Genomic DNA, 14,679 nt, shown 5'->3' with positions numbered 1-14,679 from the left:
CCTCCCGATACTTCTTGCGCAGCAGGGCGGCCACGTCCCCGTCGAGCAGCTTGCGCGGAAACCGATGCATGTCGAGCGATTCGGCAAACAGCTCCACTGGGTCCGTGCTGTCGGTGCGGATGACCTCGCGCATAGCGCCATCCAAGGCGAGGAAAGCCGGCAGATAGGGGTCCGTCGCGTTCAGGATGACCACGCGTCGCGGCACGCCCCCGCTGTGCTGGGGTGCAGCGGACGCGATGCCAGCCACAAGCGACAGCGCGGCCAAGCCGACGAGCGCGGCCACTCGGCTCCGTGCGGACGCCGCGGCCTGCCAGCGACGAGCGAACCCAGCGCGACGTCCCCACGCCGCCATCGCGGCCTGCCGGAATCGCGGCCGCTTCAACAGGAGCAAGCCAATGATGCCCCTGCTGGGACGCATGCGATCGCAATCGGCCAAGCGACACCACCCCGCTCTTCGCAGTGAACTGCCGGCTCCAACATAGCCTGCACAGGTTGCCCTCTGCGCGCCGTGAGCGCACGCGGTGGAGCACTTCGACAGCCCTTCCGTAGGCCCTAGGCCCCTAATTTCGTACACAAATCGCCAAATTCCACTGTTATTTGACGACTGGCTCAATTGGTGAGCCGGTTCCAATGCTAAAACTGGAATTGCTTCAGTCCACCGGCCCGAGAGGGCCAAGCCATGGAGGTCACGATAGATGCCCCTCGACCAGACGCACAGCCCCTGCCGCACCATCGAAGCAGCGTTTTTGCTGCACGGCGCCCACCTGCCCGCCAACCACCGCGCGGCCCTGTACGCCGCCCTTTGTGAGCTGCCGGACTTGGGCACCTGGCTCGCGGACGCCGACGAAATCGCCATCGCGCCCATCGCCGGACGGGCGCAGCCCAACGGCCTGCTGGCGCTGACGACGGAGAGCCGCCTGCTGCTGCGCCTGCCGGCCGACGAGCTACCGCGGGTGCTCGGCCTCGCGGGACATCCTTTGATGGTCGGTGCTCACGGGCTCGACATCGGCCAGCCGCTCATCCAACTGACGCGGCCGGCGACAACCCTGCACAGCAACCTGGTCGTCTTCGACGATTGCAGCAAGCCCGAAACCGCGGCATCGGCCCCGGCTGCAAGCGCCGCCGCCGAGGCGGCGGACGCCTTCATCACGGAGGTCGACCGCCAGCTCGCGGCGCTGGAGATCGCGGCCGAGCCCATCCTCGGCGGAGCCGGCAACCTGCATCTGCCGCAACGCGCCCTGTCCGGGTTCGCGCTCACCATCACCGGCCTCGCACCGGACGACAGCATCCACCTGCAGGAGGCCGGGCTCGGTGACCACCGCAAGCTCGGGTGCGGGGTGTTCTTGCCGGGCTGAGCGGCGAAGCCACGGCTGGGAGCGCTGCGCCCGATCGTGAAAGGACGTCGCAGGAGGCGCCCCCACCGCGACTTAAAACGAGCCCACCGTGGGAGCGGCGTCCCCGCCGCGATGACGAGCTTGCGGCCTGGCACAGCATTCAACCCTGTGCCGGAGACCGCGCAGCCCTCGCGGCCAGTCGCGGGGGAGACGCCGCTCCCACAAGGGCGCGCGCTCAGCCGAAGTCGTAGTTGACGATGTCCATCACCCGCCGGCAGATCTCGCGGCCGTAGTCGGTCCACAGACCCTGGCCCCAATAGCGGTAGCAGCTCGTCTGGCTGGCCATCAGGTGGTAGAGGGCATTGCGGAAGCGCGGATCATCCGTCGGTGTGCCGGGCTTGAGTACCTTCTCGTTGAACAGCGAGCTGGCCTCTTCCATGGGGCCGAGCACGTTCTCGTAGCCCTGGACCCAGGACAGGTTGTTGGTCCAACTGCCGCCGTCCATGTGGAACTGGTGGTCTTCCTTCTTCAGCGCATCGATCACCTGTTCCAGTTTTTCCGGGCCGTCGCCGGGCTCCATGCGCTCCCAGATCTTGCCCTGCTGCACCGGGCGGATCTCGGTGAAGTCGCTTTCGGTGATGCCGAGCGCGAACAGCTGCTCTAAGTACTCGCTGCCGTTCATCAGCGGCACGTCGGAGCCGGAGGCGCCGCGCACGGCCTCGAAGAACTTGTCCGGGAACTCGTTCATCATCACGCCGCCGTTCTCGCCATCGGCGATCTGGGTCACCAGCGGCGGGACCTCCTTGCCGGCCAGCTCCCAGCGTTGCAGCCCTTGGGCCTCGTACCAAGGCTGCATCTGGGCGACGAGCTTGGTGTCGGAGCCCTGGGTCTTGACCAGCGCGATGATGCTGGCGGTTTCACCCTTCGAGTTGGTGCATACCAGCCGGTGCGGCAGGTGCGGGCGCTGCGGGTGCCAGCCGTTGTCGCTCTGCTCGACGCTGTGCTCCTGCACCAGCACCCACTGGTAGCCGCAGTCCTGCAGCGTCTTGACGAACTCGTAGGCCACGTCCGGGTGGTTCGGCAGCGCCATCTCGGACGGCGAGAAACCGCGCAGGCGCTCCAGCGCGTCCAGCCCGAAGATGGCCGCGAAGTGGTGCTGGAAGGCCTGCACGTGCAGCCGGTAGTCCTGCACCGGCGTGGACGGCGCCACCGCATGCCCCCAGGGCATGCCAAGCCATTCCACGGCCCAGTTGTAGTCCGGGTTCATGGTGATGCCCTTGAGCGCGTCGATGACGTGCCCCTCGCCCATCTGCCGCAGTCCGTGCAGCAGGGTGCCGGAGTATTCCAGCATGATCCGCGGCGACTTGCCCTCGTGGATGAGCTGCGGGATGAACTCGCCCATGCGCTTGTAGCACCAGACGAAAACCGGCGCGTTGTGGTTATCGCCGATATCCTGGTGCTCCATCATGTATTGCAGGTTGCTGATGAGCGCGGCAGTGTGCAGGTCGCCGCCGCCCGCCGGGATCAGCGGCTGGTGCTGGTGCAGGGCGACCGCGCAGGCGGCGCGGATCGAGCCGAAGTCGACGCCGCCGGGGGACGCGGACAGGCGCTTGTCCTTGCCCCGCGCCATGGCGGCGGCGACGTCCTGCTCGTGGCCGGTGATGTTGGGCAGGCCTTCGATCTGTTCGGGAAGCTCAGGCATGGTGGTCTCCAGTGCGGTTGGCAATGAAACGGATGTCGGTTCAACGGGTGGCGCCGGCAACGTCGCGGGCCGAATCTATCTGTTCCCGCTTGGCGTCTTCCTCTTCGCGGCTTCGCGGCTTCGCGTGGGCTCTCTTCCGGCCGCATCGTAGGTCGGGTTAGCGACAACCTAACTCGACAAGCAACGGCGTGCCGACGCCCATCGTCGGGGTACGGCGTGCTGACCCGACCTCCCATAACGGCTGCGCCCATATCGGCTGCTCCAGGCGCGCCGGCGTGGGAGCGCCGCTGCCTATTTTTGGGGCGACGACGGCTGGGCGGTTGCCTGCCGCCTGGCTGGTACTCAGGCCCTGGTGTGTGCTGCCTTGGCGCCGGTCGCGGCACCAAGAGTGCCGCTCCCACAAGCGCTGCGACACCGATACTTGTCCAGTCTTCGTTGCGGCTTCGCGTGCAACCGCTTCCCGCGACTCGCTTGCGCGCTCTACTGCTGGCTAGCGGAAAGCAAGTGCCGTTCCACGTCATCGAGCGCGGCCTTTGCGGCATCCAGATCGCCCGCGGCGCGCTCCACCCAGGCCTCGCCCCAGAAGATGTTGCAGCTCGTCTCGGCGCGCAGCAGGCGCCAGCGGGCCTCTTCCAGGGCGTTGAGCAGGGCGTGGTCGTCCGACGCCACCATGGCGGCGCGACGCGCGGCGGCGCGCAGCCGCGAGCTCAGGTCCGCGTAACGCGCCAGGGTGCGCTTCTGCGCCTCGGAGCCGGTCCACTGGGTGAAGCCCTTGCCATGGTGCCAGCCGGTGTTCCAAGCGCCGGTGGCGACGCGCACCTCGCCGTGGGCGCCGTGCTTGTCGAGGTAGTCGCTGATGAAGGTGGGGCGGACGTCGGCGGCGCCGTCGCGCACGCGATCCAACATGGGCAGGTAGAGGGCGCTCCAGAAGTTGGCGCCCTCGGTGACGTTGCGGAACCAGCCGCCGTTCTCGCCGTCGGTGGCGGTGGTGATCAGGGGCTCGAAGTCGCACCAGCGGGTCCGCTCGGCCACCTCGGAGAGGAACCAGTCCAGCTCCATGCCGGACTCCTGAGCATCGGAGAGGTCGCGGTCGCGCACCACCACGATGATCTCCTCGCCGCCGTGGCGGGCGATGTGGGGGCGGTAGCGCAGCTCCGGCCAGGTCATCTGGGTCAGCGGCTCCACGTGCTCGCTGTCGACCAGCACGTAGCGGTAGCCGAACTGCTTCAGCAGCGGGATCAGCTCCATCGAGAAGCCCATCTCCGGCGGCCAAAAGCCGTTGAACTCGCCGCGCCAGAACAGATGCCTAGCGATGGCCTGCCAGCGACGCAGATGCTCGGGGCGGTCGGCGGCCGGAATCAGTGGCAAAACCGGGTGGTAGTAGCCGGTGCCGAGGATCTCGAACAGCTCGGTGTTCTGAAGGTGCCAGAGCAGCTTGCCGCAATCGACGATGCCGTAGACCCGCTCCTGAAAGACCGGGCTGGACAGCGTCTCCAGCAGGGTGCCGGACAGCGACAGGTGCACCCGCGCCAGGCCCTCCTGACCCCAGAGGCTGCGCGGGATGCGGTCCAACGCGAACAGGATCTCTTTGGCCTCCCAGGTGGCATGCTCCAGCAGGTGTTCCAGGTTGCCGGGGGGCTGGTGCAGGTTCAACACCAGGGCGTGATGGGCGGGCATCGGCGGACTCTACGGCTCGTTGGCAGGGTTGACGGCGGAGACCGGGTGGATGGCGACGATGGCGGCGCGACCGGACCGCGGCTTCGACCGTGTGAATCATGATAGCGGATCGGCGCTGCTGCACAGCATGGTGATCGGCGGAGTTGGTTGAGCCTGGCGGCCAGCGGCGCAACTTGAGCAGATGGCGGGCGTCGCAACGGGTGCTCGACAAGGGCATGGCCGCCCGATAATCGCCCGATAACCGCCCGATAGCCCCCTCGGATCACGACAGCGATCTGCAAGCAGCATGCAAAGCATCATCGTCGACCCCGCATCCAAGTCCCTCACCGAGCGCTTCGCGCTGGTGAAGGCCGCCAACCGCCGGCGCGGGCGCTTCCCGGAGGGCTGCGTCACCATCGTCGAATCCGCGGATGCCGCGCGCGCGGGCCGGGATGAACAGCGCAAGCTGCAACCCGCGGTAGTCTACGGGCCGTCCAGTTCCTCGGAGGGACAACGGCTTTACTACTTGGTGAAGTGGCTATAAGCGCTCGCCAGGTTCGGATACCCCCCACCGCACATCCGAAGCACCGTTGATACAGGTCAGACGTGCCGCTCGGCACGTTGCGGATATTCAACGCCCGTGCGCGTGCATGGGACCAGACTCATGAGCCGGTGCAGCGCTGACGGCGGTCTGTCGAATGCCGCCGGAGAGGGAGTGCTGCGCGTCGCCGCTGGTCGGCTGCCGCGGCAAGCCAGCCGCAACCGCTATCTCGAAAGGGTCGTTCCCATGTCTTCGCAACCCCTGCGCATCGTCGTCATCGGCGGCTCCGCCGCCGGCCCCAAGGCCGCCGCCAAGGCGCGCCGGATGGATGAGTTCGCCGATATCACACTGATCCAGCGCGAGCCTGACCTGTCCATGGCCTCCTGCGGCTTTCCGTACTATGTCGGCGGCACCTTCGACGACCGCAACCTGCTGATCTGTACGCCGGCCGGCATCGTCCGCGACCCCAACTTCTACGGCAAGGCCAAGGCGATCAAGGCGCTGGTAGAGACCGAGGCCGTGCGCATCGATCGCAAGGCGCACGCCGTCACCTACGAGCACCTGCCCACCGGCGAGCAGCAGACCATCGCGTATGACCGGCTGGTGATCGCCACCGGCGCGAGCCCGGTCTGTCCGAACGCCCCCGGCTTCGAGCTGGAGGGTGTCATGACCCTGCACTCCATGGCGGACGCCGATGCCCTGCGCGCCGTGCGCGACGAGCGCAAGGCGGCCAAGGCAATCGTCGTGGGCGGCGGTCTGATCGGCTTCGAGGTCTGCGAGGCCCTGCGCCTGGCCGGCATCGACACCACGGTCGTCGAGAAGACCGACCAGATCCTGCCGTTCCTGGACCGGGAGCTGGCCAAGCTGGTGGAGAATCATGTCCGCGCCAACGGACCGGACATCATCGTCAACAACGGCGTTGCCGAGTTTCTCGGCGATGCTGAGGGCAAGCTCACCGGGGTCAAGCTCGACAACGGCACCGAGCTGCCCTGTCAGGTGGCGGTCATCGCCGTCGGCGTGCGTCCCAACATCGGGCTGGCCGTTGCGGCGGGGATCGAGATCGGCGAGCAGGGCGGCATCCTGGTCAACGAGCACATGCAGACATCGGACCCGGACATCTACGCCGTCGGCGACTGCGTCGAGTGCAAGTCGCTGATCACGGGCCACCAAGTCCGCGCCCCCTACGGCGACATCGCCAACCTGCAGGGGCGGGTCGCCGGTCAGAACGTCATCCATCCAGGCAGCGCCCGCTTCCCCGGCGTGACGCAGACCGGCATCTGCAAGATCTTCGACTTCACGGTCGGCATCACGGGGCTCTCCGAGCACCGCGCCCGCGCGCTCGGGCTCGACGACATCGAGACCGCGACCATCTCCGGACTCGATATCCCCGTGTTCATGAAGGGCAAGCTCCTGGTCAGCAAGCTGATCGCCGAGCGCGGCTCGGGGCGGATCATCGGCTACCAGTGCATCGGCCCCGGCGACGTCAGCAAGCGCGTCGCCACCGTGGCAATGGCGATCCGCGGCCAGCTCACCGTCGACGACCTGGTCAACGCGGACCTGCCCTACGCCCCGCCCTACTCGCTGGCCCTCGATCACGTCATCGTCAACGCCCAGGTGCTCGAAAACAAGCTGGCGGGCAGGATGCAGGGGATCTCGGTGCGGGACGTGAAGCTGCGTGTGGACCACGAGGCCGATTGCTTCATCCTCGATACCCGCAGCCCCGTGGAGTTCGAAGAGACACGCCTCGGCATCGGCGAGACCCTGATCCCGCTCGGCGCCCTGCGCGAGCGCCTGGGCGAGCTGCCGCAGGACAAGGACAAGGAGATCATCCTCTATTGCAAGATCTCGCTGCGCGGCTACGAGGGTGCGGCGATCCTTCAGGCCCACGGCTGGCGCAACGTCAAGGTCATGGAGGGCGGCATCATGGCCTGGCCCTATCCAAAGGAGAAATAGCCCGCACCCGGCCGGCGGCCGACGTCCTTCACGACGGCGGCCGGCCCTCGCCCAAGGGCCGCCAGGCCGAGCGCATGGCACTCGAGGCGGGACGTGTCACCGAGATCGGCATCTGAGAATCGGGCTCTTTCGGCTCGGGCAAGCGTTCCTTCTTGCCCGCGGCAGCGCGGAGGTATATATTTCCGATATATACCATCTATCCGGGGAGAAGGCGATGAGCACAACCGCCAAGCTCTTCATGAACGGACGCAGCCAGGCCGTGCGCCTGCCCGCGGAGTTTCGGTTCGAGGGCACCGAGGTCTTCATCGAGCGGCAGGGCGACGCCGTTGTTCTGCGCGCCAAGCCCGTCGGCTGGGACGACTTTTTCGCCGCCAACCCGCGGACGCCAGACGACTTCCTCGCGGATCGCGAGCAGGAGCCGCCCCAGGAGCGGGACTGGACCGATGCGCTGGATGCTTGACACCAACACCGCCAGCTACGTCATTCGCCGCCGGCCGCCCGCGGTCAAGCGGCGCTTCGACGCGGCCGGGCACGGCAACCTCGCCATCTCCGTCGTGGTGCTGGCGGAACTGCTGTATGGCGCCGAGCTCCATCCGACGCGAGGTGACGACATCCGCGCCGACATCGAGGACTTTCGCCGTCGCCTTGCAGTGGTCCCCTGGTCCGAGGCCGCCGCCGCCCACTACGCGCAGCTCCGCGCGAAGCTGCGCAAGTTCGGCACGCCGATCGGCAACATGGACCTGCTGATCGCCGCCCATGCCCGTGCCCAGGGCGCGGTGCTGGTCACCAACAACCTCGGGGAGTTTCGCCGGGTGCAAGGATTGGCGCTGGAGAACTGGCTGATGGAGGGAGACGGGTCGGCTTAGCCGCACCTTGGGCAGAGCGCCTGATCCCGGCGTCGCTTGCGGTTCGCCGTGCCGGCGGCATCACGTTGGATGCGAGCCTCGATCATGGCCTCGCGCAGGGGCTTCCCGCCGTGGGAGCGGCGTCCTCGCCGCGACACGGTGCCGATCGCGCCGAGGACGGCGCTCCCACAGCGGCGGCCCCACTGGCCATGGAAGGCGTTCCGTCCGCCTCCGCGCATCCCGGAGTCAGAAGAGCTTCGCGGGCTCTACGCTCGCTGCCAGGCGGCGGGGACACCGCGGGGATTGTCTGGCGGTGATCCGCCCGCATGCTTCGTCCATCCCGGTAACCTGGAAGCATGAATGGACGAGCATTCTGGCCCCGCCCTGGAGGTCCTCGGCCTCGGCAAGTCCTACGCCGAGGGCCGCCGGCGCCGCACCGTGCTGCGGGACGTCGGCTTCGACGTCGCCGCCGGCGAGTGCGTGGCCCTGCTCGGACGCTCGGGCTCCGGCAAGTCCACCCTGCTCAACCTGCTGGCGGGCATCGACCGGCCGGACACCGGCGAGGTGCGCATCATGGGCCGCAGCGTCACCGGCATGGGCGAGCCGGAGCTGACCCTGCTGCGGCGCCGGCACATCGGCTTCATTTACCAGTTCTTCAACCTGATCCCGACCCTGACCGTCGCGGAGAACCTGGCCCTGCCGCTGGAGCTGAACCGGATGCCGGCGGCGCGGCGGCGCGAGCGGATCGCGGAACTGCTCGGCAAGGTCGGGCTCGACGGGCGCGAGGGCGCCTTCCCGGACCAGCTCTCCGGCGGCGAGCAGCAGCGCGTGGCCATCGCCCGGGCCATCATTCACGAGCCCTCGCTGGTGCTGGCGGACGAACCCACCGGCAACCTGGACGCCCACACCGGCCACCGGGTGCTGGAGCTGCTGTCGCATCTGTTTCGCGACGAGGGCCACACGCTGATCCTCGTCACCCACAGCCGCGAGGTGTCGGCCATCGCCGACCGCATCTTCGCCGTCGAGGACGGCCAGCTCACCGAGCGCACGGAGGCGCTGTCCTGGTGAGTCGAGGCCCGGGGACCCGCGTCGTTGGGGCGCTGGACGCCGTCCGCCTGCCGCCGGCGCTGCTCACCGCGAGCCGGCGCTACCTGACCCGCCACCCCTGGCAGACCTGGCTGTCGATCATCGGCATCGCGCTCGGCGTCGCCGTGGTCATCGCCGTGGACCTCGCCAACGAGAGCGCGCGGCGCGGCTTCCGGCTCTCGGTGGAGCAGGTGGCGGGGCCGGCGACCCACCAGATCCGCGCCGCCGACGGCCGCATCCATGACGCCACCTACACGCGGCTGCGCCTGGCGCAGGGCCTCGACCTGGCCACGCCGGTCATCGAGGCGCCGATGCGCGTCGGCGAGCGCAGCCTGACCCTGCTCGGCCTGGACCTGATCGCCGCGGCGCCGATGCGCCCGGACCTGCTGGCGGCGGGCGCGGGGGGTGCCGATGCGCGCTCGGCCAGGGCGTGGGCCACGGCGCTGATCGCATTGCTGGCGGAGCCGGACACGCTGCTGCTGTCCGCGGCGGATGCCAAGGCCATCGGCGCCGCCCCCGGTGACGAGATCACGGTCGGCATCGGCAGCGGCGAACGGCGCATGCGCGTCGCGGCGGTGCTGCCAGATCAACAGGGCCAGACACTCGGCGGACTTGCGGTCACCGACATCGCCACGGCGCAGGAGGTGACCGGCAGCATCGGCACCGTCGAGCGCATCGACCTGATCCTCACCGACGCCCAGGCCGATCGCCTCGCCGCCGCGCTGCCCACCGGACTGCGGCTCACCACCACCGCCCAGCGCACCAACGCGCTGGCGCAAATGACCCGCGCCTTCCACACCAATCTCACGGCCATGAGCCTGCTGGCGATGCTGGTGGGCGGCTTCATCGTCTACAACACCATGACTTTCGCGGTGCTGCAGCGCCGGTCGTTGCTGGGCACGCTGCGCATGCAGGGCGTCACCCGCGGCCAGCTCTTCGCGCTGGTGCTGCTGGAGACGCTGGTGCTCGCGGCCATCGGGTCGCTGCTGGGCGTGCTGATGGGCATCGCCGTGGGCGCCGGCCTGGTGCAGCTCGTCACCCGCACCATCAACGACATCTACTTCCAGCTCAACGTGCGCAGCCTGCACCTGGACTGGCTCTCGCTGATCAAAGGCGTCGGACTCGGCGTTGGCGTGACCCTGATCGCGGGGCTCGGCCCGGCGCTGGAGGCGGCGCGCTCCCAGCCGCGGGACGTGATCCGCCGCACCCTGGTGGAACAGCGCGGGCAGCGGCTGCTGCCCTGGCTGGCGCTGGCGGGGCTGGTGCTCATCGGCCTCGGCGTCGGGCTGGTCCCGCTCTCCGGGCGGTCGATGACCTGGGGCTTTGTCGCGCTCTTTCTGATCATCGTCGGCGCGAGCCTCGGCATGCCGCTGCTGGTGCGGGTGCTGGCGGTCGCGACGACGCCGCTGTTTGGCGGGCTCTTCGGCAGCGTCGGGCGACTCGCCGCGCGTGGCATCACCGCGTCAATCACCCGCTCCGGGCTCGCCGTGGCGGCGCTGGCCGTCGCCGTGGCGGCCACCGTCGGCGTCGGCATCATGATCGGCAGCTTCCGCGTCAGCGTCTCCGACTGGCTGGAGCACACCCTCACCAGCGATATCTATATCGCCACGGAGCCGGGCGGCGGCGGGGGCACCGACACATCCTTGCCGCCCGCGCTGGCGGACGAGCTGCTGGACCTGCCCGGCGTCGCGGCCGTGAGCCAGGGCCGCCGGCGGCCGGTGGAGACGCGCACGGGGCAGATGTCCATGCTCGCGCTCACCTCCAGTGCCGGCACACCGCGGGGGTTCAACTTCAGAGGCGAGACGGCCGAGAACCTCTGGCAACGCTGGCGAGCGGGCGAGTTGGCCCTGGTCTCCGAGCCCTACGCGTATCGCCAGGGCGTCGGCGTCGGCGACCGACTGGAGCTCTTCACCACCCAAGGCTGGCACGGCTTCGAGATCGGCGGCGTGTTCCAGGACTACGGCAGCGAGAGCGGCACGGTGATCCTGTCGAAGCCGGTCTACGCCAAGCTCTGGGCGGACCCGGGCGTCTCGTCCATGGGCATCGTGCTGGCCGACGGCGCCGACGCGGACGCCGTCGAAGCGCGCGTGCAGGCCATCGCCGCGCGCCTCACGCCACCGGCCGCGGTGCAGACCAACCGGGGCATCCGCGCGTTGTCACTGGCAATCTTCGACCGCACCTTTACCATCACCGAGGTCTTGCGGCTATTGGCCATCGGCGTCGCCTTCGTCGGGATACTGAGCGCGCTGATGGCGCTGGAGCTGGAGCGCGCCAAGGACTACGCGGTGCTGCGCGCCACCGGCATGACCCGCGGACAGCTCAGACTCCTGATCCTGCTGCAGACCACGCTCATGGGTACGGCGGCGGGGCTGCTGGCCATTCCGCTGGGCCTGGCCATGGGCGACCTGCTGATCGAGGTGATCAACCTGCGCTCTTTCGGCTGGACCATGCCCCTGCGCATAACGCCGGATACCTTGGCCGCCGGCGTGCTGCTGGCATGGGTGGCGGCGATGCTCGCCGGCGCTTACCCCGCGCTGCGGGCCGCCCGTGCCGCGCCGGCGCAGGCGTTGCGGGAGGAGTAGCGCCGCGGTGACGGCCACCGATCTGTGCAGATCGCCAGCGCAGCCGGTGCGCGAGCGTTCGCCGGCGCCCAGGGAAAACCCGCTTTTAAGCCTAGGTGAACATCCTGTTTCGATCCGACCCCTTTGCAAGCGGGGGGCCGATCACATACGGAAGCTCTCAAGCAGCGCTGACGCATCAGTGCTTCACTGCGGTATTCGGCTCGCTGGCACTGTCGTGTATCCTTCCGCCCCAACGGCCGGCGGCGGTGCAGGTGGCGCTGACAGGCGTTCCCGGCGGGTTGCGGCTTCGTGCTTTTCACCAAAACCAGAGGCGAGTGAGCGACGATGGCAGACGACAAGCAGGTCGTAACCAAGAAGACCGCGAAGAAGAAGGCGACGACGAAGAAGGCGGCGGCGACTGCCGCGGCACCGACACCGACACCGGCACCGGTGACGAAGAAGACTGCGGCGACCGCGGCAGCGGCCACGGCCCCCGTCACCAAGAAGACGGCGGCCAAGAAGACCGTGGCGAAGAAGGCGGTCACCAAGAAGGCCACCGCGTCCGCGAGTCCGCAGCCGCCGCTGCCGGACCGTGCGGTAACCTTGAAGCCGGTTGCGGAGGTGACGCCTGAGGAGCGCTACCGGATGATCCAGGAGGCCGCCTACTACCGCGCCGAGCGGCGCGGCTTTCAGCCCGGTCACGACGAAGAGGACTGGGCCGCCGCGGTCGCCGAGATCGATGCAATGCTGCACCGCGACGACTGAGGCTCGCTGTCACCGAACTGCCGAACGGCTCGCGGCGCTCACCGCGCCGCGCGGCTCGCTGTATGTATACCGAACGAGCCACCGACGTGACGACGCCCTACCTCGCCACCCCCGAAGCCACCGACGTCGACCCCGCGGTGCTGCGCGAGCGCTTCATGGCGGAGGGGCTGGACCACGACGCGCTGGCCCCGGACCCCTTCATGCAGTTCCAGCGCTGGTACCGGCAAGCCATCGACGCGCGCCTGCCCGAGCCAAACGCCATGTCGCTCGCCACCGTAGACGCCGATGGCCAGCCAAGCCTGCGTACCGTGCTGCTCAAGCTCTACGACGCCGACGGCTTCGTCTTCTTCACCAACTACGAGAGCCGCAAGGCCCGCGAGATGGACCACAACGACCGGGTCGCCCTGCTGTTCCCGTGGGTGGCGCTGGCACGGCAGGTCCAGATCCTCGGCCGCGCCACCCGCATCCCGACCGCGGAGTCGCTCAGGTACTTCATGACCCGCCCGCGCGGCAGCCGCCTCGGCGCCTGGTCCTCGCCGCAGAGCCAGGTCATCAGTTCACGCTCCCTGCTGGAGGAAAAGGTCGCGGAAATGAAGCGTCGCTTCGGCGACGGCGAGATCCCGCTACCCCACTTCTGGGGCGGCTATCGGGTGGTGCCGTCCAGCATCGAGTTCTGGCAAGGGCGCGAGAGCCGGCTGCACGACCGCTTCCGCTACGACCGCGACGAGGATGGGTGGAGGATCGAGCGGCTGGCGCCCTGAGCGGTGCATGGCGCCTGTCGCTCCCGGCAACGCGGGTGCGGCGGTGGCATACGCCGAGGGCAATGCCCCATGTCTCGCGCAGCGGACACCGCGCCGCGACGTCATTGTCGTCCTCGTTGTGCCTCGCCGGCCACCGCGCGGGACGCACCCTGACACCGTCCAACCGCTCTTTCTAGGATGAACCCTGTCGGCACTCGCGCGCCAGACCTCGGCCCCTGTCGGTCGGGCCGACGCCAGGAGGCCCGACGCCGCGCCTCGCGCCCGCGTCGGGCTTCGCTGCTGCTCAGCTCGACCTACCGGTCACTCAGCCCGACCGACTGCACGGCGCGACATCGTTAGCATGGAGCGCAACGACATCACCGGCCTGATCCTCGCCGGCGGCGCCGGGCGGCGCATGCGCGGTCGGGACAAGGGCCTCGTCGAGCTCCACGGCCGCCCGCTCGCGGCCTGGACCGCCGACAGGCTACGCCCGCAGGTGGGACGGCTCTGGATCAGCGCCAACCGCAACGCCGAGCACTACGCAGCATTGGCCGAGCGGGTGATCCCCGACCGGCTCGACGGCTACCAAGGCCCCCTCGCCGGGATCGCCGCCACACTGGCCGTCATCGAGACGCCTTGGCTCCTCACCTGCCCCTGCGACACGCCGCTGCTGCCCGCTGACCTGTGCACCTGCCTCGCCGCGGCCCTCGCCGCCGACCCCGACGCGGATCTCGCCATCGCCGCCGACACCGAGCGCCAGCACCCGCTGCACGCCTTGCTGCCGGCGCGCCTGGCGCCCGGACTCGACGCCTACCTCGCCGATGGCGGGCGCAGCGTGCGCGGCTGGCTCGCCGGGCTGAGGCCCGTGGTCGTCACCTTCGACGCCGCGCACCACGCCTTCGACAACATCAACAGCCCGGCGGACATCGCGTCGCTAACGGCCGCATCAGGCTCGGCTGCGCCCTGACGGCCACGCGCGGGTTGGGCGGTTCCATGGCTTCTGGCGCGGCTTGATCCTGGCTCTCGCCGCCGAGAGCCTGAGCCAAGGCAAGAGCGAAGCTTAGACCTGGAAAGAGCAGTTGACCGCTTCCAATCGCATCGAAATGCCCGCGGCTGTTGGATTCGCGCTAGACGCTGCACGTCACCTGCTGGGTGAACGCCGCTACGGCCGCCATGGCACGCCCCGCGCGGCGCCTGGCTTCGTTACAACTCGTTGGAAAAGGAGACGGGGTCAAGAGACGGGGTCAGGTCTTGCAATCACGCACTATGCTTGATTGCAAGACCTGACCCTGGGTGTGCTTGATTGCAAGACCTGACCCTGGGTGTGTGACCCTGGGTGTGCCCATTCCGACGGGGTGAAGCCGAGGATGCACCGCAGCACGATCAGCGCGATGGGCTTCTCGTAAACCGCGGGCAGGACGGCCTCGGGCCGTAACCGCTGGAAGTTTCCGGTAGCCCGCTTCAGTGCCTCGTAGCCGTCATCGAATACGGGAAAC

At 68.8% G+C, this 14,679-nt stretch carries 13 protein-coding genes and 1 pseudogene; 10 read left to right on the top strand and 4 right to left on the bottom strand.

Translation table 11 applies throughout. The annotated features are described in order from the left end of the window. Positions 1-283: hypothetical protein (locus tag LJE69_RS20775; RefSeq protein WP_296927978.1), on the bottom strand; the 283-nt coding region annotated here is incomplete at its 3' end. 412 nt (positions 284-695) lie between these two features. Here LJE69_RS20775 and cas6 point away from each other — a divergent pair. Then, positions 696-1,355: a type I-MYXAN CRISPR-associated protein Cas6/Cmx6 gene (gene cas6, locus LJE69_RS20770; protein ID WP_296927977.1), complete on the top strand. Its 660-nt coding sequence runs from the start codon at positions 696-698 to the stop codon at positions 1,353-1,355. 214 nt (positions 1,356-1,569) lie between these two features. On the opposite strand, the gene LJE69_RS20765 is transcribed toward cas6, so the two are convergent. Both LJE69_RS20765 and LJE69_RS20760 read right to left on the bottom strand, forming a co-directional pair. Beyond that, entirely contained in the window at positions 1,570-3,036 is a 1,467-nt protein-coding gene (locus LJE69_RS20765; protein WP_296927976.1) for a glycosyl hydrolase family 57, read from the bottom strand. A gap of 480 nt (positions 3,037-3,516) precedes the next feature. Beyond that, the gene (locus LJE69_RS20760) at positions 3,517-4,713 is read right to left on the bottom strand and encodes a glycoside hydrolase family 57 (protein ID WP_296927975.1); all 1,197 of its coding nucleotides are present in this window, start codon (positions 4,711-4,713) and stop codon (positions 3,517-3,519) included. A 286-nt stretch (positions 4,714-4,999) separates the two neighbouring features. Between LJE69_RS20760 and LJE69_RS20755 the strand changes: the two genes are divergently transcribed. The 9 genes from LJE69_RS20755 to mobA all read left to right on the top strand — a co-directional run bounded on the left by LJE69_RS20755 (position 5,000) and on the right by mobA (position 14,150). Further along, positions 5,000-5,236, top strand: coding sequence for a hypothetical protein (locus LJE69_RS20755; RefSeq protein ID WP_296927974.1), 237 nt, complete (start codon positions 5,000-5,002; stop codon positions 5,234-5,236). Positions 5,237-5,479: 243 nt separating this feature from the next. Beyond that, on the top strand, positions 5,480-7,186 hold the full coding sequence (locus LJE69_RS20750) for an FAD-dependent oxidoreductase (protein ID WP_296927973.1): 1,707 nt from the start codon (positions 5,480-5,482) through the stop codon (positions 7,184-7,186). Between the two features lie 214 nt (positions 7,187-7,400). Then, a complete protein-coding gene (locus LJE69_RS20745) occupies positions 7,401-7,646 on the top strand; it encodes an antitoxin (RefSeq protein ID WP_296927972.1) in 246 nt (81 codons plus the stop codon). Next, positions 7,630-8,052: a type II toxin-antitoxin system VapC family toxin gene (locus tag LJE69_RS20740; RefSeq protein WP_296927971.1), complete on the top strand. Its 423-nt coding sequence runs from the start codon at positions 7,630-7,632 to the stop codon at positions 8,050-8,052. Before LJE69_RS20745 ends, LJE69_RS20740 begins: the two co-directional genes overlap by 17 nt. Before the next feature lie 339 nt (positions 8,053-8,391). Then, complete coding sequence (locus tag LJE69_RS20735; RefSeq protein ID WP_296927970.1) at positions 8,392-9,099, top strand: ABC transporter ATP-binding protein; 708 nt, start codon at positions 8,392-8,394, stop codon at positions 9,097-9,099. Continuing rightward, positions 9,096-11,699: an ABC transporter permease gene (locus tag LJE69_RS20730; protein ID WP_296927969.1), complete on the top strand. Its 2,604-nt coding sequence runs from the start codon at positions 9,096-9,098 to the stop codon at positions 11,697-11,699. Before LJE69_RS20735 ends, LJE69_RS20730 begins: the two co-directional genes overlap by 4 nt. A gap of 324 nt (positions 11,700-12,023) precedes the next feature. Then, complete coding sequence (locus tag LJE69_RS20725) at positions 12,024-12,443, top strand: DUF2934 domain-containing protein (protein ID WP_296927968.1); 420 nt, start codon at positions 12,024-12,026, stop codon at positions 12,441-12,443. A gap of 62 nt (positions 12,444-12,505) precedes the next feature. Then, complete coding sequence (gene pdxH / locus LJE69_RS20720; protein ID WP_296927967.1) at positions 12,506-13,204, top strand: pyridoxamine 5'-phosphate oxidase; 699 nt, start codon at positions 12,506-12,508, stop codon at positions 13,202-13,204. Positions 13,205-13,544: 340 nt separating this feature from the next. Continuing rightward, a complete protein-coding gene (gene mobA, locus LJE69_RS20715; RefSeq protein WP_296927966.1) occupies positions 13,545-14,150 on the top strand; it encodes a molybdenum cofactor guanylyltransferase MobA in 606 nt (201 codons plus the stop codon). A gap of 297 nt (positions 14,151-14,447) precedes the next feature. Here mobA and LJE69_RS20710 read toward each other — a convergent pair. Further along, positions 14,448-14,679 (bottom strand): annotated as a pseudogene (locus LJE69_RS20710) (hypothetical protein); the annotation flags it as partial.

The organism is Thiohalocapsa sp., from assembly GCF_022340605.1.
GTDB lineage: Bacteria > Pseudomonadota > Gammaproteobacteria > Chromatiales > Chromatiaceae > Thiohalocapsa.
The sequence above is the reverse complement of the archived record's forward strand: the minus strand, read 5'-3'. Positions and strand labels throughout refer to the sequence as shown.